This window comes from Rathayibacter sp. AY2B7 (assembly GCF_002931635.1).
Classification (GTDB): Bacteria; Actinomycetota; Actinomycetes; order Actinomycetales; family Microbacteriaceae; genus Rathayibacter.
The window spans coordinates 47,084-69,470 of sequence record NZ_PSUC01000007.1; the positions used below are offsets into that span (position 1 = coordinate 47,084).

Below are 22,387 nucleotides of genomic sequence, written 5' to 3' on the forward strand. Positions count from 1 at the left end.
CGCCGAGCCTACTCGAATCGATTCGAGCACTCCACGGGCGGTGCGGCTTCCCGGAGCGCCGGGCAGGCCGGGCGTCAGGCCGCGAGGCGCGCCTCGAGCGCGGCGAGCGACGCGCGCAGGGCCGGCGCCTCGAGGGCGTCGCCGTCGGCGGCGGCGTGCGCGGCGGCGAACGCCTGGACCTGGCGGTGCAGCTCGACGCGGGTCCCGCCGCGGGCGACGACCGCGAGCCGCTCGGCGAGGCGCACGCCGGCGCGGACGACGAGCGGCTGCTCCATCGCGTACGAGCGCAGGGCGAGGAACACGTCGGCCAGCAGCTCGCCCGCTCGGGGCCACGGGACGACCAGGCGGACGACTCCGTCGGCGTCGGAGTAGCGGCCGCGCGCCTCCGGCCGGCCGCAGAGGTCGACGAGCGCGCTGGTCAGGGCCTCGACGGCGCCGACCGCGGTGTACGGGTCGTTCGTGCCGGTCGCGAGCCCGCGGACTCCGATCTCGACCACCTGCTGGACGGCGTAGCGGAGGTCCTGGTGCGGGGTGCGGGCGTCGGCGACGACGACCGCGGCGACCGCCTCCTCCTGGGCGACCGACCCCTCCAGGACCTCGAGCACCGGGTCGCCGACGAGGACGTGGTCGCCGGGCAGCGCGAGCACCCGGAGCCGCGTGTCGCCGCGGCGGGCCAGGGCGACCAGCCGCTCGATCTCGAGCTGCTCGACGTAGCCGCCGCGCACCGCCCGCAGGACGACCGGCTCGCGCCCCGCCGGCGGCAGGGCCTCCTCCGCCAGCAGGGCCTTCTCCGGATCCGTCGACTCCTCCCCGTCCTCCGGATGCAGCCGCCCGATGACGTCGACGAGCTCGCCGAGCACCCGCTGCTGCAGCGTCGTCACCTGCACCGACAGCGCGATGTGGTGGATGAAGTAGACGAGCACCGCGACGTCGCCCACCGCGAGCAGCACCGAGAACGAGACGGCCACCACCGGCACGAACGTCAGCGACGCGTCCTCCTCCGTGTGCACCGCGCGCAGCACGATCAGCGAGTAGAGGAACGTGGACGTGAGCACCGCCAGGACGACCTGGTTGCCGCGGTCGGCCATGAAGTTGCGGACCAGCCGGGGCCCGTAGGCGGAGGACGTGGTCGCCAGCACCGAGATCGTGATCGAGAACGAGGTCGCAGCGACGCCGAGCATCGTCCCGCCGATCGCCGAGAGGATCGCCCGGCCGCCGGTCGGCGACAGGTCCTCGATCAGGGGGATGTCGCTGACGCCGGCGCGGACCAGCAGATGGTCGACCTCGACCAGCCCCAGCGCCAGCCCGACGGCGAGGACGCCGAACAGGGCCGGGAGGAACCAGAAGGATTCGCGGAGGTGGAGGAGCCGGGAGCGCATCCTCGAAGGCTAGAGCGGCGCCTCCTCGCGGGCCGCGCCGCCGCGGAGGCTTGCGCGCCGGGCCGGGACGTGCCGCGGTGCCCGGTGCGGGGGCGTCCTCGCGACGGACGCCGCGGACGCACCGGAGGCGCCGACCCACGGGGATCGGCGCCTCCACCGGGCGTCAGGTGACGTTGATGAGCGTGCGCTGCCAGCCGGAGGATCCGTCGGGCGCGACCGGCGCGCGGTCCTCGATCTGGACCATGCCGTTCTTGTCGACCGCGCGGACCGCGACGTAGTGCGAGCCCGGCTGGGCGTCCCAGTCGACGAACCACTGCACCCAGGTGTCGAGGTTGACCGGGGTCGAGAGCGTCGCCTCCTGCCAGTCGCCGTTGTCGATGCTCACCTCGACCTTCTCGATGCCGATGCTCTGCGCCCAGGCGACGCCAGCGATCTTGAGAGCGCCCGAGGTGACGGGGACACCGATCCGCGGGGTGTCGATCCGCGAGGACATCTTGATGGGGGCCTCGGCGGAGTAGCCGCGCGGGGTCCAGTAGGCCTGGTCGGCCTCGAAGGTGGTGACCTTGAGCTCGGTGAGCCACTTGGTGGCCGAGACGTAGCCGTAGAGGCCGGGCACGATCATCCGCACCGGGAAGCCGTGCTCGAACGGGAGGGGCTCGCCGTTCATGCCGACGGCGAGGATCGCGTCGAGGTTGTCGTCCGTGACCGCGGTGATCGGGGTGGACGCCGTGTAGCCGTCGCTGCTGGTCGAGAGGAGCATGTCGGCTCCGCTCTGCACGCCGGCCATCTTCAGCACGTCGCGCAGCGGGACGCCGAGCCACTTGGCGTTGCCGACGAGGTTGCCGCCGACCTGGTTCGAGACGCAGGTGAGGGTGATGCCGTACTCGTCGAGGCCCATGTCGAAGATCTGCTGGAGGTTCAGCGTCACCTCGCGGTCGACCATGCCGGTGATCTTCAGCGACCAGGCCGACGGGTCCAGGTTGGGCACGGTGAGGGCGGTGTCGACGCGGTAGAAGTCGGCGTTCGGCGTGTAGAGCGGCGTGATGCCCTCGATGTCGAGCTCGGCGCCCGCGGGGACCGAGACGGTGCTGCGCGGAGACGGGAGGCGCAGGGCGTCGCGCACACCGGCGAGGGAGGAGGTCGCCGCGTTGACCAGTCGGGCACCGGTGCCGACGACGGCCGCGCCGACGGCGGAGATCAGCGCGATGCGGAAGAAGCCGCGGCGCTCGAGGGCGCCCGGACGGGCCTCGGAGGATGTTCCCCTGGCCTCCGAGGCCCGGGCTGCACGCCAGCCGCGCAGGCGCGTGAAGAGGAGGTGCATGACGACGACGGCGACGACGAGTCCGACCAGCGTGGGCACCGCGGCGAGCGGCGACGCTCCGGTACGGGTCACGATGGCGGCGATCGAGAGGCCGCCGGCGATCACGAGCAGCACCTGGCCGAGCGGCGGGCGGACCAGCTGGAGCACTCCGGCGATCGCGGCGGCGACGACGACCGCGGCGCCCACGCTGCCGAGCAGGAAGGTCTTGTCGTTCTCGCCGAACGTCTCGATCGCGAACTCCTTGAGCGGGCGCGGGACGATGTCGACGATGAAGGCGCCGAGGGCGAGCACGGGGCTCGCGGTGCGGGCGACCGCGAGGGCGATGAGCTCGGCGACGGCGAGGAGGACTCCGCCCGTGACGATGCCCGCGAGGGCGGCGAGCAGGAAGTAGAGAGCTCGATGCTCGCGCACGGGTGCCGCTGTCTGGTTCATGGAGGAGAGTTTTCTCCCGCGACCTGCCGTTTCCCAGGGTGTCCCTGGTTTGGTCGTGTAGGCGCCTTTTTCATAACGAACAGGTAACGCACAGCGGCGGCATCTCGACGGGATCACCTCTCGCTCGGCCCGCCGCCGGGCCTCACCGCGCGCGACGCCCCCGCCGGAGGACCGCCGCGTTCGCGGTGACGATGAGGGCGATGCCGATCCATCCGGCCGCGCCGACGTCCTGCCCGAGCACGACCGCGCCGATGAGGGCGGCCAGGACGGGGTTGGCGCTCATGAGCGTCCCGAACACGCTCGCCGGGAGCCTCCGGAGCGCGATCACGTCCGCCACGAACGGGACGGCCGTCGCCAGGACGCCGGCGCCGACCGCCAGGAGCACGGTGCCCGCGTCGGGGCGCGTCGTGACGAGCGTCCAGACGGCGACAGGCAGGAAGACGGCGGCGGAGATCCCGGTCGCCGTGGCGGTCCCCTGCGCTCCGGGCAGCCGGAGTCCGATGATCCGGTTGAGCAGGATGTACGCGGCCCAGCAGCACGCGGCCGCGAGACCGAGCGCGATCCCCAGCTGGTCGGACGAGGGCCTCGGCCCGGCGATCGCGACGACGCCCGCTCCGGCGACGAGGGCGCAGAGCGCGCTGGTCCTGCTCCGGGAGCCGAGGAGCGCGACCGCCAGCGGCCCGCAGAACTCCAGGGTCACCGCCAGCCCCAGCCCGATGCGGTCGATGGCCGCGTAGAGCGTGAGGTTCATCGCTCCGAACACCACGGCGAGGAGCAGGACGGGCCACCACTGCGCGCGGGTCAGGTCGCGGATCCGCGGCCGGACGACCGGGAGGAGGATCAGCGCTGCGACGATCTGCCGGACGGCGACCACTCCGACGGAGCCCAGGACCGGGAAGGCCAGCGTCCCGGAGGCCGCCCCGACCTGGTTCGAGAGGGCGCTCGCGAGGGCGGTCGCGACGCCGACGGTCCGGCCGTCGCCGGAGAGCTGCTTCGTCATGCCGGAAGTCTGCGAGCCGTGCGGCCCCGGCTCACAATGCGTCACCGGTCCGATCGATGCGGGAACCGCATGAATAGGATGCGGTCATGGATCTGGAACTGCGCCACCTCCGGTCGTTCGTCGGCGTCGTGGACGCCGGGACCTTCACCGACGCGGGGATCGACCTCGGCATCTCCCAGACGGCGGTCTCCCGCAACGTCGCGGCGCTCGAGTCCGTCCTCGGACGAAGGCTCCTCCACCGGACGACCCGCAGCGTCGAGCTCGCGCCGGCGGGCGAGCGGGTGCTGCGGCACGCCCGCCGCGTCCTGGCCGTCGTCGACGATCTGCGCGAGGAGGCGGCGGCGGGGACGGACACGATCCGGATCGGGTACGCCTGGTCGGCTCTCGGCGAGCACACCCAGGAGTTCCAGCGCCGCTGGGCGGCGGCGCTCCCCCGCCACGAGCTGCGGCTGATCCGCTCCAACACGCCCACCGCGGGGCTCGCGGAGGGCCTCAGCGATCTGGCGATCCTCCGGCGCGGATCTCCGGCTGCGGACGTCGAGTCGGCTCTGATCGGCACCGAGAAGCGCTACTGCGCCCTGTCCGTCGACGACCCGCTCGCCGCGAAGCGCACGGTCACCCTCGCCCAGGTGGCGACCGCTCCGCTCGCGCTCGACGACCGGACCGGGAGCACCCGGCTCGACCTCTGGCCCGAGCACGACCGGCCGCGGATCACCGTCCCGACGACCGACGTCGACGACTGGCTCACGGTGATCAGCAGCGGCTCCGCCCGCGGAGTGACCGCGGAATCGACGGTGAGCCAGTACCGACGGCAGGGCCTCGCCTACCGGGTCGTCCGCGACGCCCCGCCGGTCCCCGTGCACGCCGCGTGGATCCGGAGCGACCCGTCGCCCGTCCTGGGCGACGTCATCGGGCTGCTCCAGGGCCTCTACCGCACCTCCGACTGACGACGACGGCCGCCGGGGGCGATCCCCGGCGGCCGTCGTCGTCACGTCACTTGCAGGTGAGAGCGGAGTACGCGGCCTGCTTCATGGTCGTCACCGCGGCTCCGTCCAGGGTGGCCGTCGCGGTCACCGTCGCCGAGCCCGCGGCCACCGAGGCGGAGCGGGTGGTGAAGGCGTGGGAGGCGCTCGACCCCGGAGCGATCCCGGTGAACGACTTCGAGCCCCAGGAGGACGCGATGGTGATCGCCGCCGGGACCTTCGCGTCGTTCCGAGCGGAGACCGTCACCACGACCTTGCCCGCCACGCAGCGGCTGGTGGCCGTCACGGTGGTCGGCACCGTCGCCGCGGAGGCGCGGACGATGGAGAGGCGGTAGGTCGCGGTGGTCGTGTGGTCCTGCGCCGACGACTCGACGACCACGCTCGTCGCGCCCGACGCCGCGAGCGGCACTGTGCGGCGGAGGGTGTCGTCGATCAGCACGCCGTCGACCTTCACCAGACCGCTGGGCACGGCCGGGTCGAGGTCGAGCGAGACGCTGGTCGTGCCGGCCGGCACCGTCAGGGTGTGGTCCCGCACCCCGGCGGCGAGCGCCGGCGAGAGCGTCCCGACGTCGGAGGAGAGCTTCGTCAGCTCCGGGTCCACTGCGTAGGTGGTCGACTCCGTGGTGTAGACCCCGAAGACGCCGCCGACGTAGCTGGACCCGGTGCCCTGGAAGCGCACCGTGACGACGGGGATCTTCCGTCCCTGCGCGTCGAGCACGTACTTCCCGCTCTGGTCGCGCTTGTAGCTGTCCTTCGCGGCGAGGCCGCTGAGGACGGACGCCGGGATCCGGTCGTACTGGACGTACCAGCTCGTCGCTCCGGCCGCTCCCGAGACCACCTCGGTCTTGAGCTTCACGTCGTTGAGGTAGACGTCGAAGGTGCGTCCCGCGTCGCCGCCGTAGTAGCGGACGCCGAGGTAGTTGGCCGGCAGGGTCGGGTCGACGATCATGTCGTACTGGAAGTACGCCTCCGCCGATCGCTCGCCGTCACGGTAGCCCTCCCCGCGCCAGGTGCCGACTCCGGACCGCGCGGTCTTGTAGTTCTTGTCGGCCTCGCTGTTGTTGTTGTCGAACGAGGTGAGGGAGTCGATGGTCGTCTCGTCGACGCGCAACTGCTCCTTCTGGGTCCGGATCAGCGCCTGCGCCGCGGCCGAGTCGGGCTCGATCAGGGTCATGTACGTCGCGTAGCGGGCGTTGTAGAGGCTGTAGTACGGGGTGAAGACCCGGGCGGCGGAGGCGGCGTCGACGTTCTTCATGCCGAAGCGCATCGTGGTGCGGCCGTTGCCGTCCGCGCCGTCGGGCAGGCGCACCAGGTTGTCGCGGATCGCCGATGTCCAGGCCGCGGAGTCGCCCACGACGATGTTCGAGTTCACGGACTTGTCGGCCGTGCCCATCCGCACCAGGACGCCGGCGACGTAGGACGCCTCGACGTTCGAGCGGTTGAGCTCGGTCGCCAGCAGCACCGGTCCGTAGCGGAAGGCGGTCCAGTCGGCGCTCTCGGTGTCCGCGACGGCGGCGACCGCGGCGGGCAGCTTCCAGGTGAGGACGTCGCCGGCGGCGACGGCGACGGAGACGTAGCCGGCCTCGGCCGTGACCGTGCGGGTCGCGCCGTTCACGGTCAGCGTCGGTGCTCCGTCGATCCAGGACGGGACGCGCAGCTTCAGGGTCGTGCCCGCGGCCACGGCTCCTCCCGCCAGCGCCTCGACCCGCAGGGTCGCGGTGTCGGTGACGGGGATGTCCGCCGTCTGGCTCAGCCTCAGGTTGTTCGCCGGGGAGCGGAGCACGGAGGAGCGGAACTGGTTCACGAAGACGGTCTTCGGCTTCTCGAAGTAGATCGAGTCGCCGAGCTTCGTGAAGCTCTCGATGCCGGTGCCGTGGTCGCACCAGAACTCGTCGTGCTCGTGCCCGAAGACCTTCGCGTAGCCCGCGGTCTGCGGCTGGAAGTAGGTCACCATGCCCGTGTCCGGGTTCTGCACCGAGAGGACGCCGTTGATGAACGCCTCCTCGTAGAAGTCGGCGTACTTCACGTCCTCGGTCACCTGGAAAAGCGACCGGGTGAGCTTGAGCATGTTGTAGATGTTGCAGCCCTCGGAGGTGGAGTTCTCGCCGTAGCCGGTCGTCTGGCCGTTGGTCGCGTACTCGTGGAGGGTGCCGGGGGCGTGGAAGTGCTCGGACTGGCTGTTGCCGCCGTTGGCGTAGGTGTGGGTCTCGTCGACCATCCGCCAGAAGTTCTCGGCGGCGCGGCGGTACATGTCGAGGTCCGACTTCTCGGCGTCGGTCAGCGTCGCGTAGAGCGCCGGGTCGTCGGTGAAGACGCGGTAGCGCTTCAGCGCGCCGATCAGCTTCGGGATCGTGGTGTTCGCGTGCAGCCCGTTGAGGACGTCCTCGTTGTTCGCCAGCTTGCGGAACAGCGCCGTCTCGTCGAAGTACTCCGCCGCGCGCTTGTGCGCCGGGTCGTGCGTGGTCTCGTAGAGGCGGTAGAGCGCCTCGTTCATCCCGCCGTACTCGGTGTTGAGGAGCTGACCGGGGTTCGCCTGACGGCCCGCCCAGGCGGTGATCCAGCTGCCGAAGCCGCCGGCGACGACGAGCGCCTTCTGCGAGACGGCGTCGGGGGCGTGCTCGTGGGCGTCGAGGAGGCCCGCGAGCACCTTGTGCAGGTTGTAGAAGGGGACGAGCAGGCCGTCGCCGCCCGAGGGGAGGTAGCGGGTCGGGAACGGCGAGACGTAGCCGGCGTTCGCGGGGTCCTTCAGCGCGTACGCGTCCTGGACCTTCTTCAGCCCGTCGACGGAGGCGGTGAGCTTCGCGAGCAGGGCGGCCTTCGTGGTCGGGTCCTCGGTGGTGGCGTAGGCCTGCGAGAGCGCGGAGACGTAGTGGCCGAAGAAGTGGCCCTGGAACCGGGTGCCGTTCTCGCGCTCCCAGCCCCCGTATCCGCCGCTCGTGGTCGGGGCGAGCCCGGCCTCGCGGTAGAAGGAGTAGAGGAACATCTCGGGGTCGAGGCTCAGCAGGTACTCGACGGTCTGCTGCTCCCCGTTCTCGAGGTACGGGTCCTGCACGGAGACGTCGGACAGGCCGGCCTCCACGAGGTAGTTCGACGTCTTCACTCCCCGGGGCTGCACCTGGAGAGTGTAGGTCTTCGTGACCGCGGTGCTGCCCCCGTAGGTGGCGGAGCCGGTGAGGACGACCTGCGTCGCGGAGCCGGTGGGCGGCGTGACCGCGGCCGTGCCTCCGCTGATCGCGACGGTCGCCGGGTCGGAGGAGGTCCAGCTGAGGGCGGACCCCTTCGCGCCGACGGTGGGCAGGGTGAAGCCGGTGCTGGTGCTCGCGGGCGGGGCGACCAGCTCGAGGTCGGCCCGGGCGATGCTCGCGGGGTCGAAGGAGGGGTTCCCGGCCTTCGTCAGGGCGACGACGTCGGTGGTGGTCGCGACGCCGTTGTAGAGCGCGTAGTCGTCGAGCAGGCCGCGCAGGTGCGCGCCGTTGTACTGGGGGCCGTTGAAGCCGAGGGTCTTCGTCGAGGTGCTCTCGGAGCCGAGGACGCCGGATGCGGAGGAGGACGGCGCGGTCTTGACGACGGCGGTCTGCTTCACCCCGTTGCGGTAGAAGGCGACGGCCTTGGTGCTCTTGTCGTACGTGGCGACCACGTGCGTCCACTCCCCCGCGGGGAAGAAGCCGGAGCGGGCGGTCTCGACGGCGACCTTGTACGGCTGACCGCCGGACGGGCCGATCGAGAGGGCGAGCGGGGTGCCGTCGCCCTCGGAGGTGAGGTACCAGCCGTCGGAGTTGTAGGCGGTCTTGTTCCAGGTGAAGACCTGCTCACCGGTCATCGCGCTGGTCGGCTTGTACCAGAACGAGACGGTGAGGTCTGCGGGCTGCAGCGCCGCCGCAGTGCCGAGCGAGATCGCGTTCGATCCGGTGAACTCGAACGCCCGGCCGTTCAGGCCGGTGCCGTAGGAGGCCGTGCCCTTCTGCATCCCGAGGGCGGTACCACGACCGCTGGTGTCGGCGAGCGACCCGTCGAACGGGAGCTCGAGCACCTTCGCGGCGTCGAGCGAGGTGGTGGGGGCGGCCTGGGCCGTGGGGCCGACCGACAGGAGACCCGCCGTCAGCGCCATCACCGCCACGGTGGCCAGGGGGAGTCGTCGTCGCATTCGTGAGGCCTCTCGTCGTTGAGAAATCCGGCCCAGGAGGGCGGGCCGCCTCGAATGTTACCGTTAACAATAGTTTTCGGTGAGGTTTCGGTGAGAGGACTGACAGGGTCGTCGGGCGCTCAGCGGCGCCGGTCCAGAGCCGCCCGGAGGTACGGAGCGGTGCGGCTGCCCGCGGCCTCGGCGACCTCCTCCGGAGTGCCCGTCGCGACCACCGAGCCGCCGGCCCGGCCCGCCCCCGGGCCGAGGTCCACGACCCAGTCCGCGTCGGCGACGACGCGCATGTCGTGCTCGACGACGATCACCGTGTTGCCCGCGTCGACCAGGTGCTGCAGGTGCTCGAGCAGGCGGTCGGCGTCGGCGGGGTGCAGGCCCGACGTCGGCTCGTCGAGCAGGTAGAGCGTGTCCCCGCGCTGGGCGCGACGCAGCTCCGAGGCGAGCTTCACCCGCTGCGCCTCTCCCCCGGACAGCTCGGGCGCCGGCTGGCCGAGCGAGACGTAGCCGAGCCCCACGTCCACCAGCGCGTCGAGGTGGCGGGCGACCTCGCGGTCCTCGGCGAAGGCCTCGCGCGCGTCGGCGACGCTCAGCGCGAGGACGTCGGCGATCGTCCGGCCGCCCAGTGTGACCTCGAGGGTCTCGTCGTTGTACCGGCTGCCGCCGCACGCCGAGCAGGGCGCCTCGACGGTCGGGAGGAACAGCAGCTCCACCTCCACGGAGCCCTCGCCCTTGCAGACGGGGCAGCGCCCGCTGGGCAGGTTGAAGGAGAAGCGGCTCGCCGAGAAGCGGCGGCGCTTCGCCTCCGGGGTGGCCGCGAAGAGCGTCCGCACCCGGTCGAACAGGCCCGTGTAGGTCGCGACGTTCGAGCGCGAGGTCCGGCCGATCGGGGTCTGGGTCACCTGCACCACGCGGCGCAGGCGGTCCGCGGGCCCGGAGGCGGTGCCGCGGGTCGCCGCCGCAGCCGCGTCGAGCAGCGGGTCCGCCTCCCCGCCCTCCTCCGCCGGCGCGTCCTCGGCGACGTCGGCGCGGAGCGAGGCGCGCAGCAGATCGGGCAGCGCCTGGTTCACGAGCGTCGACTTGCCCGATCCGGAGACGCCGGTGACCGCGGTGAGAACCCCGACCGGGAACGCGACGGAGAGGTCGTCGAGGGTGTGCCGCGAGACTCCGGCGAGCTCGATCCACTGCTTCGCCGTGCGGCGGGAGCGCAGCGGCGCCGGGTCGCCCTCGGGGAAGAGGTAGCGGCGGGTGACGGAGTCGCGGGCGCCCGGCAGGCCGTCGAGCGGGCCGGAGTAGACGACGGCGCCGCCCCCGGACCCCGCGCCCGGGCCGATGTCGACGATCCAGTCGGCCTCGCGGATGACGTCGAGGGAGTGCTCGACGAAGAAGACGGTGTTGCCGGTCGCCCGCAGGGTCCGCAGGATGCCGAGCAGCGCCTCCGTGTCGGCGGGGTGCAGGCCCGTGGACGGCTCGTCGAGCACGAAGACGACGCCGAAGAGGCGCGAGAGCACCTGCGTCGCGAGGCGCATCCGCTGGAGCTCCCCCGAGGAGAGCGTCGGCGTGGAGCGGTCGAGCGAGAGGTGGCCGAGGCCCAGGTCGACGATCGGCGCGAGGCGGGCGACGAGGTCCTCGACCAGCCGCTGCGCGGCCAGGCGGGTCTGCGGAGCGCCGTCGGCCGGGGTCCAGCCGGGCTCCAGCACGCGCCGCGCGACGACGACCAGCTCCTCGAGCGGGAGCGCCGACAGCTCGGTGATGTCGAGCCCCTCGAAGGTGACGGCGAGCGCGTCGGGCTTCAGCCTCCGGCCGCCGCACACCGGGCAGGCGACGCTGACGACGAACGAGGCCGCGCGCTCGCGCATCCGGGCGCTCTTCGAGCCGGCGAAGGTGTCGAGCACGTAGCGGCGCACCCCGAGGAACGTGCTCATGTAGCGCGGCTCGTCCCCGGCGGCCACGGAGGCGCGCACCTCCGCGGGCGAGCGGTCGGTCCACACGGGGACCTGCGGGGAGTCGGGAGTGTGCAGGATCCAGTCGCGGTCCTCCGCGGGCAGGTCGCGCCACGGAGCGTCGATGTCGTGTCCGAGCGAGATCAGGCTGTCGCGCAGCTGCTTGCCGTGCCAGGCGGTCGGCCAGGCGGCGAGCGCCCCGTCGCGGATCGAGAGCGAGCCGTCCGGCACCATCAGCTCGTCCGGGACGTCGTAGACCCGGCCGATGCCGTGGCAGCTGGGGCACGCGCCCTGCACGGTGTTGGCCGAGAAGTCCTCCGCGAGCAGCATCGGCGCGCCCTCGGGGTAGGCGCCGATGCGCGAGAAGACCATCCGCACCACGCTCGAGAGCGTCGTCGCGCTGCCGACCGTGGAGCGGGCCGAGCCTCCGGAGCGCCGCTGCGGGAGGGCGACGGCCGGCGGCAGGCCCTCGATCGAGTCGACGTCCGGCACGCCGACCTGGTCGATCAGCCGCCGCGCGTAGGGGGCGACCGACTCGAAGTAGCGGCGCTGCGCCTCCGCGTAGAGCGTGCCGAAGGCGAGCGAGCTCTTGCCCGATCCGGAGACCCCCGTGAAGGCGACGAGGGCGTCGCGCGGCACGTCGACGTCGACGCTCCGGAGGTTGTTCTCGCGGGCGCCGCGCACGCGGACGCGGTCGAGGGGGTCGGTGGTTCCAGGCGCGCTCATCCGTACAGCCTGCCGTGCCGGGATGTGGGGCGGCCGCCGCGGAGCTCCGAGGCGCTCGACGCCGAGACGGCCCGCTCCCGGCCGAGGCACCGCAGTGGGGCGGTGTCTCGGCGGGGGCGGGCCGTCTCGGCGTCAGCGGCGCGCGTGCGTCAGCAGGTGCGCGCCGGGTAGGCCGCGGTCAAGGCGCCCGCGGTGAGCGAGGCGGCCGGGACCGAGGCCTGACGGGTGGTGAAGGCGGCCGAGGCGCTGGTGCCGGGGGCGACGGTCAGCGTCTGCGAGGCGCCGAACGGCGAGCGGATGACGACCGAGAGGGGCGTCGTGCCCGTGTTCCTCACCACTCCGGTGAGGACGACCTTGCCCGCGACGCAGCGGGTGGACGCGGTGAGCGTCGAGGTCGGTGCCGTCACCACCACGGTCGCGGTGACCGTGACGGCCGTGGAGCTCGAGAGCCGGCGGTCGGCGGCGTTGTAGGCCGTCGATCCGTTCGCGCCCACCCACTGGTTGTCGTTCGCACCGATCGTGCGGACGACTCCGGTGACGGAGTAGCGGCCGGGCGCCGTCGCCACCGCGGAGGTGTTCCAGGTGACCGGCTGCGAGGCGGTGCCCCGGTTGTAGGCGAGCACGACGTCGGCGCGGGCGGGCAGAGCCGCCGCGGCGTCGGCGCCGGAGGCGACCGTCACCTCGCCGAGGTCCGAGCGGACCGCGGAGGCGGCGTCGGCCGAGCGGACCTCGGCGTACTGCCCCGCGGTCAGCGAGACGATGCCGCCGTGCTTGGTCGACGAGGCGAGCGAGAAGCCCGGGTCGGTGAGCTGGGTCCAGCCCGTGTCGAGGTCGTTCGTCACCATCGGCTTGTAGCCGGTCGCGGGGATCACGTCGACGTACAGGTACCAGGTGTCCTCGCCGTGGTCCTTGAACACCGCGGGGCCCTCGACCCCACCGGGGTTGCCGCCGGACCACACCGCGCCGATGCGCGACTGGATCTGCGTCCACGAGGTCGTCGGCAGCCACCAGGTCACCGAGGTGGTCGACTCCATGTAGATGCCCTTGCCGGTGCCGTTGTCCTTCGAGATCCGGTAGGTCGTGCCGGAGTCCTGGATCAGCGTGGTGTCGATCGTGTCGGCCCCGGTGTCGATGAAGGTGCCGCCGTACGAGTAGGTGGCCTGCGTGAAGTCCGTGGTCGCTCCCCAGAGCACGCGGGAGGATCCGGTGCCCGGCGTGTGCGCGGCGGTCGGGTAGACCGTCGAGGACCAGTAGACGACGAACGCGCCCTTGCCGGGTCCCGCGTAGTCCGGCACCCACGTGGCCTCGGGAGCCCACATCATGCCGGCCTCGAGCTTCTTCGTCCCCGCGGCGTCGAGTGCCACGTCGAACTGCCGGACGTCGCTCCACGACACGAGGTCGCTCGACTCCCAGACGTTCATCTTCGTGCTGCCCTTGGTGGTCCAGTAGCACCAGGTGTCGCAGGTGCTGGGGCCCCGGTCGCCGCCGAAGACGCGGAGGTCCGTGGCGATGATGTAGTACTTCTCCGTGTCGGGGTTGTAGGTCAGGTACGGGTCGCGGACACCGGTGGTGCCGAGGTCGGAGGCCAGGATCGGCTTCGCGCCGTTGAGCGGGTCCCACTTCTCCGGGTCGTCGCCGCGGGAGACGTCGAGGTAGATCTTCTCGGCGTAGCCCTGGGAGTCCTCGACGAAGTGGACCATCAGGTAGCCGTAGGGGGTGTCGACGCCGACCTGCGGCTCGACCGTCACGGCGATCGAGCGGGTCTGCACGATTCCGCGGATCGACGCCGTCGCGGTGAGCGACGAGGTGCGCGCGGCCTGGCCCACGGCGGGGCGGTCGGCGCTGAGGGTGCGGCCGTCGGCCGAGACGCGCAGGGTCGGGTCGCTGGAGGACCAGGTGACCGCTCCCCCGTAGTCGGGCAGGTTCGTGCTCGAGTCGTCGACGGTGAGCGGGGCGACCCCGGCCAGCACGGCGGCGGCGATCGGGGAGAACGTGGAGGCGTGCGGCTTCGCGTCGACGCTCGACACGGCCACCACCTCCGCCCCGGTGAGCGCGCGGTCGTAGACGCGGAACGCCGAGACCTCGCCCGCGTAGAACGGGTCGGGGTACGGTGCGCGGCCGATCGTGTTCAGCGACTGGTCGGCCACCGACGAGGGGCGCAGGGCGGTGGGCGCCGAGGCGACCTGGACGCCGTCGACGAAGAAGGAGATCGTGCCGGCGCTGCCGTCGATCACCGAGGTGAGGCTGTACCAGCGGTCGGCGGTCAGGGCGGAGGCGCTGCGGGCATTGTTCTCGCCGTTCCCTCCGCTGGTCGTGATCGCGGTGCGCACGCGGTCGCGGACGGACGCGAACCAGTACTGGTTCGTGCTGTCGCTGCCGATGTTCCACAGGAAGTGGAAGTTCGAGAGCATCGACGCGTCGGCGCGGGTCTCGATCGTGACGGTGGCCGACGAGCGACCGGTCAGCAGGTTCGCGGGCAGCTGCACCCAGGGGGCGGTGGTGCTGCTCTTGGGGCCGCCGGTGAGACGGAGCGACGTGCCGGTCCAGAGCGCGTCGGTCGCGTTGCGGACGGTGGCGGCTCCCACGCCTCCGCTCACGGTGTTCGGGACCGCGCTGCCGGTGGTCTGCGTGAACCGGTAGTCGGCGAGGAGGCCCTGCTGCGGGATCACGGCATCGGCCGCCTGCGCGGCCGGAGCCGGGGCGACGAGGCCCGAGAGCAGCACTGCTCCGAGGCCGAGCGCGGCGAGCGCTGCGCGCAGCGGCGCTCGCCGCGCGGGTGTGGTGGTGCGGGGCATGGTGCTCCTTCAGTGGAGTGGTGCGGGTCGGGGGGGAGGATCTCGGGGTGCCGGGTCGAGCAGCGCCGCCAGGGGCGTGTCGGGACCTGTGTGCGGAGCACGGGGGGGGGATCTCGGTACGCCGCTGCGCGGCTGCTCGGCCGGCAGAGGGGGGCGGCTCGGCCGGCGACGTCCCTTGCTGGTCGAGCAGCCCCGTGAGGGGCGTATCGAGACCCATGCACGGAGCAGGAGGTCTCGATACGCCGCTGCGCCGGCTGCTCGACCGGCAGGAGGATCAGCCGCAGGTGAGGGCGGGGTGGCTCGCGGTGACGGTCGCGGTGCGGCCGGCGTCGTCGGTGCCCGCGACGGCGACCGTCGTGGATCCGGCCGGGACGCTCGCCTGACGGGTCGTCACGGCGGTCGACGTGCTCACTCCACCGGCGAGCGCGGTGACCCGCTTCGCCGCGGTGCCGGTGCCGATCGTGACGTCGACGGGCAGGTCGTCCGCGTTCCTCACGACCGTGGTGACGACGACCTTGCCGGCGACGCAGCGCGCGGCCGAGGTCGCCACCGGCTGCAGCGGCACCGTCGACGCCGGGGCGCCGAGCGAGACGCGGAAGCGCTGGCAGTCGTTGTTCAGGACACTCCACTGCCCGATCCTGGTGCCGTTCTGCGCGGAGCAGTTCGACAGGTCGAGCGCCTTGCCGCTGTGCGCGGCCCGCAGCTCGACGGTGCCGTCGTTGCCCGGGCGGAGGCGCCAGCTGCTGCCCGTGACGCCGCACGCGCCCTGGGTGACGGTCGCGCCGTCGGCGGCGGAGCCTCCGGTGACCGCGAGGCACTTGGCGGCGGCCGAGACGGGGTGCATCTCGAGCGCGCCGTCGGCGGCGGAGCCGAAGGTGACGCGCTGGCAGGGCGAGCCGAGCCAGTCCTGCTGCTGGAGCAGGGCGCCGTCGGCCGTGGAGCAGTTCGGCAGGTCGAAGGACTTGCCGGTGACGAAGGACGTGACGGCGACGGGTCCGGCGGGGCGCAGCACCCACTCCTGAGCCGCGGCGGAGGTGGCGGCCGCCTGGCGGACGGTCGAGCCGGACGCCTCCAGCAGCTTGCCGCTGGTGCGGTTCGTCAGAGTCGAGTAGCCGCCGGTCGCCGGGGCGACCGTCCACTGCTGGCAGCTCGTGGTGAGCCACGCGGACTGCTGGAGCCCGGCGGTTCCGGTGGCGCAGCCGACCGGTCCGAGCGCCTTGCCACTCGAGGCGTTCATCACGCGGAGGGTGCCCTCGCCGGTGGCGTCGAGCATCCAGTTCGCGCGCGGGGTCGAGCAGGAGCCCTGCACGACGCCGGCGCCGTCGCCGCTCTGCGCGGAGGAGACGGTGGCGCAGAGGCCGGTGCTGCGGCTGACGAGCTGCCACGGGGCGCCCTCGACGCGAGCGGTGATCGGGGCGTTCTCGCCGCTGGGGACGGGGATGCGGGCCGCGGTGCCGAGCGGAGCGCCGAAGTCGGGCTCGCCGGTCGCCGTCCATTCCACGATGTGCGCGCGGGCCGAGCGCTGGCGGCCGCAGCCGTCGTTCGGGCCGGGGTTCGCGTGGTACAGGTTCCAGGTCTCGGTGCCGTCGGGCGAGTCGAAGAAGTCGTTGTGGCCGGTGCCGTACTCGCCGTTCGCCTTCGAGAAGACGGGTCCGTCGCTCTTGGTCCAGGAGGAGGCGAGCACCGGGTCGCCGGTGCCGTCGTACTCGAGGGTGCCCAGCTGGTAGTCCTCGGTGCCGCAGAAGCTCGCCGAGTAGACGATCCAGGTGCGGCCGTCCTTCTGCAGCGGGATCGGTCCCTCGTTGACGGGCATGCCGATGGTCTCCCACGGCTCGACCGGCTCCGAGAGGACGGTGCCGGTGCTGGTCGCGGTCCACGGGTCCGACATCCGGGCGATGTAGTTGCTCTGGAGGCCGTTCCCGGGCTGGAACTCGGACCAGGTCATGAACAGCTCGCCGTTCAGCTCCAGGTACGCGCCGTCGATGTTCCACCGGTCGGTCGGCACGGGGCGGCCCTTGTAGGTGTAGGGGCCCATCGGGTCGTCCCCGGCGCTCTCGATCACCTGCAGGTGCTGGCCGTCGAAGTTCCCCGCGGTCCCCATCGTGTACATGAGGTACCAGCGCCAGCCGTTCGGGCCCTGGAGCCGCTGCAGCTCGGGCGCCCACATGTTGGCGTTCCGGCCGGGGTTCGTGTCGGTGTACACGGTGGTCGGGGCGGTGGTGCCGAGCGCCGCGAGGGTGGGCGCCTTCCGCATCACGACGCGGTTGTCCCACGTCGTCGCGACCATGTAGTAGTTGCCGTCGTGGAACTCGATCGTGGGGTCGGCGGTGTCCGGAGCGATCGGGTTGGTGAAGGTCGGCTCGCCGAGGGCGACGGCCGGGGAGGCGGCGGTGAAGGGCAGTGCCACCACCGCGGCGAGCAGGATCAGCAGCCCGGCCGTGAGGCGGCGCCGGAGCCCCGCGGATCGGGGGCGCTCGGCGTCGGCGGGCATCGGTGCGGTCGTCATCGTGACTCCATCGTCAGGGGGCGGCGTGGGGCCCGGAGGCGCACCGTGGGCGGCGCGCCCCCGGGGGCTGAGGGGCTCCGGGAAGCGCCGGAGGGCGCCGCGGAGAGAGGCCCGGTGGACCTCGGAGAAGGACTTGCCGTGCCTCGCAGGATTCGGCGCGACCTCCACCTCGAGGTCTCCGACGCCGCCGGCCGCACGCTTTGTTCACGGTAACAGGGCGTTTGCGCGAACTCAACGGCCCCCGTCAGAGGGGGTGGCATCGCTTCACGGCGCCTGCGGTCCCCGCGGTCGCGTTCACAACGGAGGAAGGATCCACGGCGCCCCGCGGAACGGCGCGGGCGAGGAGGGCCGGATCGGACGTTCGTCCTCCGTTGCGAACGGCTCGACCGCCCGGAGCGCCGACCGCGCCGCGCTCAGGCCGGCGCACCCAGGTACGTCGACAGCTCGCGCGCCGTGAGCGAGACGTAGGCACCGAGCGCGTCCAGCTGCGATCCGATCCTCGACTTCGGGGCGCTGACGTTGATCGCCGCGACGATGCGGCCCGAGAAGTCGCGGACCGGGGCCGAGGCGCCCACCACCCCCCGCTCCAGCTCCTCGTCGAGCGTGGCCCAGCCCCGCTCGCGGATCCGCGCGAGCTCGGCGATGAGCGAGTCGAAATCCGAGACGACCGCCTTGTCGACCGGCGGCTCCTCGAGCACCGAGAAGCCGGCCGCGGCCATGGCCGGATCGACCGGCCCCACCACCGGCCGGTCGTGCCCGTGCTCGTCGTACCAGGCCGAGAGGGAGGCGCGGTCCCAGTCGCTGATCAGGACCCGCCCCGAGGGCGTGCGCCAGGCGGCCGTGATGACTCCCTCCCAGCCGGTGGTGCGGACCTCGTGGGGACTGAGCTCGCTCAGCACGGTGAGCACATTGCCGCCGCGGAGGACGCAGAGGTGCGTCGTCTCCCGGGTCGAGCGGGCGATCCTCCGCAGGTGCGGGCGCGACCGCGCGATCAGCTGCGACTCGAGGGTGCGGGCGGCGAGCGAGAAGATCCGGCTCCCGAGCCGGTAGCCGAGCGTGACGGGATCGCGGTCGAGCAGGCCCGCGTCGGAGAGAGTGGCGAGGCTGCGCGAGATGACCGCCTTGTCGCGGCCGGTGAGCTGCGCGATGCGCATCACGCCCAGCCCGCCCGACTCCTCGGCCTCCGGACCGCCCAGGATCTCGAGGATCTCGATGTCGCGGGCCAGGCCCGAGGAATTGCGCCGGGGTGCTGCGCTGTCGTCCTGCATGACGCCACGGTAGACGGCAGTTGTCATATGAGCAACATCCATTGTCTTTATGGCACCGCTCTTCGTACTCTGACCACGTCGCCACTCGGCGGCCCCGCTCAATGAAGAGAAGGGAGTCATCCGTGCCCGGATCCGACGTCTCCGGACTCGTCGTCTTCCTCGGTCGCCGTTCCGACGACATCGCGGAGCTCGTCCTCGAGCACGTGCTCGTCGTGGCGGTCTCGCTCGCCATCGCCCTGGTGCTCGGCGTCGTGATCGGCCTGCTGGTGTGGGACCGCCCGATCCCCCGCTCGCTCGCCATCACCGCCGCCGGCATAGCGATCACGATCCCCTCGCTGGCCCTGCTGGCGATCCTCAGCCCCGTGCTCGGGCTCGGCTGGGCGCCGACCGTGGTGGCGCTGGTCTTCTACTCGCTGCTGCCGATCATCCGGAACACGGTGGTCGGCCTCCGCGAGGTCCCGAGCCACGTGCTCGAGGCGGCGCGCGGGATGGGGATGGGTCCGCTGCGGGTCCTGCTCACCACGCAGCTGCCGATCGCCTGGCCGATCATCCTCACCGGCGTCCGCGTCGCCGCGCAGCTCACCATCGGCATCGCCGCCATCGCCGCGTACGTCGCCGGTCCCGGCCTCGGCCAGTACATCTTCAAGGGCCTCTCCTCGCTCGGCTCGAAGAACGCGCTCAACTACGCCCTCACCGGCACCGTCGCCGTCGTCGTCCTGGCGCTGCTGGTCGACGCCGCCTTCCTCCTGATCACCCGCTTCACCACCTCGAGAGGTCTGCGTGCCTGAGATGACCACCCCCGAACCCACCGACACGGGCTTCCTCTCCGCGATCTCGCAGCGGGAGGGAGGAGTCGCCATCGAGCTCGAGGGCGTCAGCAAGACCTACTCCGGCCAGTCGGCACCCGCGGTGGAGGACTTCTCGATGCGGATCGAGCCCGGCGAGCTGGTCATGTTCGTCGGGCCGAGCGGATGCGGCAAGACCACCACGATGAAGATGATCAACCGCATCATCGAGCCGACGAGCGGAGTGATCCGGATCGACGGCAAGAACGTGCTCAGCCTGGATCCCAATCAGCTGCGACGGCACATCGGCTACGTGATCCAGCAGATCGGCCTGTTCCCGCACCTCACGATCGCCGAGAACATCGCGGTCGTCCCGAGGCTCCTCGGCTGGACGAAGCAGCGCACGGCCGAGCGCGTCGACGAGCTGCTGCGCACGGTGCAGCTCGACCCGGGCCAGTTCGCGCAGCGCTACCCCAAGCAGCTCTCCGGCGGGCAGCAGCAGCGGGCCGGAGTCGCGCGGGCTCTCGCCGCCGATCCGCCGGTCATGCTCATGGACGAGCCGTTCGGCGCGACGGACCCGATCACGCGGGAGAAGCTGCAGGCGGAGTTCCTGCGCCTGCAGAGCGAGATCGGCAAGACGATCATCTTCGTCACCCACGACTTCGATGAGGCGATCCGCCTCGGCGACAGGATCGCCGTGATGAGCGAGAGGTCGCGCATCGAGCAGTTCGACACTCCGGCAGCCATCCTCGCGGCGCCGGCGAACGACTACGTCGCCTCCTTCATCGGCAGCGGCGCGGCGCTCAAGCGCCTCGCACTGATCCCGGTGCGAGGGGCCCGCCTCGGGGCGGCGGGCCCCTCGGGGTCGCCGCAGGTGGGCTTCTCGGCCACCCTCCGCGACGCTCTCGACCTGCTCGTGCTCACCGGAGCACCCTGCGTCGACGTGGTGGACGGCGGCGGAACCGTCCGCGGCTCCCTCGACCACGCCGCGATCTCGGCGGTGCTCACCGGCGACTCCGATCCGCTGGCCGCGCCGGGACAGGACCGCTGACATGGCCGTCATCGCTCCCCCCGTCGCGCTCCGGACGGGCCGCTCGGGCCGTGTGCTCCGCCGGGTCGCCGCTCCACTGTCGGTGGTCGTGGTGCTCGCCGTCACCCTGCTCTGGCTGAGCAGCAGCACCCTCGACTCGATCGAGCAGCGCACCCTCAACCCGGGCTACATCCTCGCCCGCGTCGGCGAGCACGTCGTGCTCACCGTGACGGCCTCAGCGCTCGTCGCGGTCCTCGCGATCCCGGCCGGCATCGCCGTCTACCGGGCGGAGTCGAAGGTGTTCCACACCGTCGTGCTGGGCCTGGCGAACATCGGCCAGGCGACGCCCGCGGTGGGCGTGGTGATCCTGCTGGCGATCGTGTGGCAGACCGGATTCGCCACCGCACTGGTCGCGCTGGTCGCCTACTCCTTCCTCCCCGTGCTGCGGAACACGCTGACGGGGCTGGAGCAGGTCGACGCCGGTGTCCGCGAGTCGGCGCGCGGGATGGGGATGACCCCGAACCAGGTCCTGCGGCGGATCGAGCTGCCGCTGGCCTCGCCGGTGATCCTCGCCGGGCTCCGGACCTCGCTCGTCTTCTGCGTCGGCGTCGCCACCATCGCCACCTTCATCAACGCCGGCGGGCTCGGCGACATGATCGTCAACGGCCTGAAGCTGCAGCGCTATCCCGTCCTGATCACGGGCGCCGTGCTCGTGGCCTGCATCGCGGTGCTCATCGACTGGGCCGCCGGCCTGGTCGAGGACGCCGTGCGCCCGCGCGGCCTCTAGCCGCCGGCCCGCCCCCTCACTCCTGCACATCCGCACCCCGCACACCCCTGCACAGAAGGAACAACCATGAAGAAGCGAACCGTCGTCATCGTCGCCGCGGCCGTCTCGAGCGTCGCCGCCCTGAGCGGATGCTCCGGGGGCGCCTCCCAGGGCTCGGGAGGAGCGGGGGACGAGCTCTCGGGCCTCTCCGGGGAGATCGGGTCGAAGGACTTCTCGGAGCAGTACATCCTCGCCCACATCACCACCGACCTCCTCAACGCCCACGGCGCCGATCTCGAGGCGAACACCAAGCTCGTCGGCTCGGCGAACGTGCGCCAGGCGCTCGAGAACAAGGACTTCGTCGGCTACTGGGAGTACACCGGCACCTCCTGGATCACCTACAACGGCAACACGTCGCCGATCCCTGGCGCCGAGGCCCAGTTCGCCGCGGTGAAGGAGGCCGACGCGAAGAAGGACATCGCCTGGCTCGACCCCGCGCCCCTCAACAACACCTACGCCTTCGCGATCCGCTCCTCCGAGGCGGAGGAGCTCGGCGTGAAGAGCCTCAGCGACGTCGCGAAGCTGCCCGCCGACGAGCAGACCTTCTGCATCGAGAGCGAGTTCTCGACCCGGGACGACGGCTGGCCCGGCCTCAAGACGGCCTACGGGCTCGACGTGCCCGACTCGAACGTCACGCTCCTGGACACCGGCGTCATCTACACCGCCACGCAGAAGGGCGACGACTGCAACTTCGGCGAGGTCTTCCAGACCGACGGCCGCATCTCGGCCCTCGACCTGACCGTGATGGAGGACGACCAGCAGTTCTTCCCCGTCTACCAGGGCGGCTTCACACTCCAGCAGTCGGTGCTCGACGAGTACCCGGCGATCGCCGACGTGATGGCCGAGGTCTCCCCGCTTCTCACCACGGAGGAGATGCAGAAGCTCAACGCCCGCGTGGACGTGGACGGCGAGGACCCGGAGGACGTCGCGAGCGAGTGGCTCGACGAGCAGGGGCTCCTCGGATGACCGCCCCGATCCTCGAAGTCGGCGAGAGCTTCGTCGGCGAGGGCGTCAACGCCGCCCACATCAACACCGTTCTCGGCGCCCGCACCGGCCCGGCCGGGACGGCCTGGGCGACCGCGCTCGCGACTCCCAGCGCCGGCCACGTCCCCTTCGTCGCGGTGCTGCGCCCCTCGCTCCCGGTGAAGCCGCTCACGCTCTTCGTCACCAAATCGGCCCCGGCCGGCGACGAGCACGGCGTGATGATCTGGGGCCCGGCGCAGGCCGGCGTCGCGGCGGGAGTGGCGGACGCGGTGGC

The 22,387-nt window shown here is 72.1% G+C and carries 14 protein-coding genes; 6 read left to right on the plus strand and 8 right to left on the minus strand.

Translation table 11 applies throughout. The annotated features are described in order from the left end of the window. Positions 1 to 74: 74 nt before the first annotated feature. The 3 genes from C5C27_RS02715 to C5C27_RS02725 all read right to left on the minus strand — a co-directional run bounded on the left by C5C27_RS02715 (position 75) and on the right by C5C27_RS02725 (position 4,132). On the minus strand, positions 75 to 1,379 hold the full coding sequence (locus C5C27_RS02715; RefSeq protein ID WP_104313546.1) for a DUF2254 domain-containing protein: 1,305 nt from the start codon (positions 1,377 to 1,379) through the stop codon (positions 75 to 77). A gap of 163 nt (positions 1,380 to 1,542) precedes the next feature. Continuing rightward, positions 1,543 to 3,132 (minus strand): molybdopterin-dependent oxidoreductase, encoded by a 1,590-nt coding sequence (locus C5C27_RS02720; RefSeq protein ID WP_104239239.1) that lies wholly within the window; start codon positions 3,130 to 3,132, stop codon positions 1,543 to 1,545. A 142-nt stretch (positions 3,133 to 3,274) separates the two neighbouring features. After that, the gene (locus tag C5C27_RS02725; protein WP_104313547.1) at positions 3,275 to 4,132 is read right to left on the minus strand and encodes a DMT family transporter; all 858 of its coding nucleotides are present in this window, start codon (positions 4,130 to 4,132) and stop codon (positions 3,275 to 3,277) included. 86 nt (positions 4,133 to 4,218) lie between these two features. Between C5C27_RS02725 and C5C27_RS02730 the strand changes: the two genes are divergently transcribed. After that, positions 4,219 to 5,079, plus strand: coding sequence for a LysR family transcriptional regulator (locus C5C27_RS02730; RefSeq protein ID WP_104313548.1), 861 nt, complete (start codon positions 4,219 to 4,221; stop codon positions 5,077 to 5,079). Between the two features lie 46 nt (positions 5,080 to 5,125). Here the strand turns inward: C5C27_RS02730 and C5C27_RS02735 are convergent, their stop codons facing one another. The 5 genes from C5C27_RS02735 to C5C27_RS02755 form a co-directional block, all read right to left on the minus strand. Further along, positions 5,126 to 9,259, minus strand: coding sequence for a beta-L-arabinofuranosidase domain-containing protein (locus tag C5C27_RS02735; protein ID WP_104239235.1), 4,134 nt, complete (start codon positions 9,257 to 9,259; stop codon positions 5,126 to 5,128). 119 nt (positions 9,260 to 9,378) lie between these two features. Continuing rightward, entirely contained in the window at positions 9,379 to 11,919 is a 2,541-nt protein-coding gene (locus C5C27_RS02740; RefSeq protein ID WP_104313549.1) for an excinuclease ABC subunit UvrA, read from the minus strand. Between the two features lie 149 nt (positions 11,920 to 12,068). Further along, positions 12,069 to 14,714, minus strand: coding sequence for a LamG-like jellyroll fold domain-containing protein (locus tag C5C27_RS02745; RefSeq protein ID WP_104313550.1), 2,646 nt, complete (start codon positions 14,712 to 14,714; stop codon positions 12,069 to 12,071). A gap of 274 nt (positions 14,715 to 14,988) precedes the next feature. Beyond that, on the minus strand, positions 14,989 to 17,220 hold the full coding sequence (locus C5C27_RS02750; RefSeq protein WP_219813127.1) for an RICIN domain-containing protein: 2,232 nt from the start codon (positions 17,218 to 17,220) through the stop codon (positions 14,989 to 14,991). Between the two features lie 413 nt (positions 17,221 to 17,633). Next, positions 17,634 to 18,488, minus strand: a complete 855-nt coding sequence (locus C5C27_RS02755) for an IclR family transcriptional regulator (RefSeq protein ID WP_104239641.1) — start codon at positions 18,486 to 18,488, stop codon at positions 17,634 to 17,636. Between the two features lie 122 nt (positions 18,489 to 18,610). Between C5C27_RS02755 and C5C27_RS02760 the strand changes: the two genes are divergently transcribed. From C5C27_RS02760 to C5C27_RS02780, 5 genes are all read left to right on the plus strand, one after another. After that, the gene (locus tag C5C27_RS02760; RefSeq protein WP_308470727.1) at positions 18,611 to 19,276 is read left to right on the plus strand and encodes an ABC transporter permease; all 666 of its coding nucleotides are present in this window, start codon (positions 18,611 to 18,613) and stop codon (positions 19,274 to 19,276) included. 1 nt (position 19,277) lies between these two features. Then, complete coding sequence (locus C5C27_RS02765; RefSeq protein WP_104313551.1) at positions 19,278 to 20,324, plus strand: ABC transporter ATP-binding protein; 1,047 nt, start codon at positions 19,278 to 19,280, stop codon at positions 20,322 to 20,324. Between the two features lies 1 nt (position 20,325). Then, a complete protein-coding gene (locus tag C5C27_RS02770) occupies positions 20,326 to 21,090 on the plus strand; it encodes an ABC transporter permease (protein WP_104239638.1) in 765 nt (254 codons plus the stop codon). Between the two features lie 66 nt (positions 21,091 to 21,156). Beyond that, positions 21,157 to 22,095 (plus strand): glycine betaine ABC transporter substrate-binding protein, encoded by a 939-nt coding sequence (locus tag C5C27_RS02775; protein WP_104283012.1) that lies wholly within the window; start codon positions 21,157 to 21,159, stop codon positions 22,093 to 22,095. Further along, a partial coding sequence (locus C5C27_RS02780; protein WP_181133425.1) for a formaldehyde-activating enzyme occupies positions 22,092 to 22,387 on the plus strand: 296 nt, incomplete at its 3' end. The genes C5C27_RS02775 and C5C27_RS02780, both read left to right, overlap by 4 nt.

Excerpts from the sequence above, each read along its gene's own strand:
- C5C27_RS02720 (WP_104239239.1), bottom strand. The coding sequence starts at position 3,132 with ATGAACCAGACAGCGGCACCCGTGCGCGAGCATCGAGCTCTCTACTTC.
- C5C27_RS02770 (WP_104239638.1), top strand. The coding sequence starts at position 20,326 with ATGGCCGTCATCGCTCCCCCCGTCGCGCTCCGGACGGGCCGCTCGGGC.
- C5C27_RS02775 (WP_104283012.1), top strand. The coding sequence starts at position 21,157 with ATGAAGAAGCGAACCGTCGTCATCGTCGCCGCGGCCGTCTCGAGCGTC.
- C5C27_RS02725 (WP_104313547.1), bottom strand. The coding sequence starts at position 4,132 with ATGACGAAGCAGCTCTCCGGCGACGGCCGGACCGTCGGCGTCGCGACC.
- C5C27_RS02730 (WP_104313548.1), top strand. The coding sequence starts at position 4,219 with ATGGATCTGGAACTGCGCCACCTCCGGTCGTTCGTCGGCGTCGTGGAC.
- C5C27_RS02740 (WP_104313549.1), bottom strand. The coding sequence starts at position 11,919 with ATGAGCGCGCCTGGAACCACCGACCCCCTCGACCGCGTCCGCGTGCGC.
- C5C27_RS02735 (WP_104239235.1), bottom strand. The coding sequence starts at position 9,259 with ATGCGACGACGACTCCCCCTGGCCACCGTGGCGGTGATGGCGCTGACG.
- C5C27_RS02750 (WP_219813127.1), bottom strand. The coding sequence starts at position 17,220 with ATGACGACCGCACCGATGCCCGCCGACGCCGAGCGCCCCCGATCCGCG.
- C5C27_RS02745 (WP_104313550.1), bottom strand. The coding sequence starts at position 14,714 with ATGCCCCGCACCACCACACCCGCGCGGCGAGCGCCGCTGCGCGCAGCG.
- C5C27_RS02765 (WP_104313551.1), top strand. The coding sequence starts at position 19,278 with ATGACCACCCCCGAACCCACCGACACGGGCTTCCTCTCCGCGATCTCG.
- C5C27_RS02715 (WP_104313546.1), bottom strand. The coding sequence starts at position 1,379 with ATGCGCTCCCGGCTCCTCCACCTCCGCGAATCCTTCTGGTTCCTCCCG.
- C5C27_RS02755 (WP_104239641.1), bottom strand. The coding sequence starts at position 18,488 with ATGCAGGACGACAGCGCAGCACCCCGGCGCAATTCCTCGGGCCTGGCC.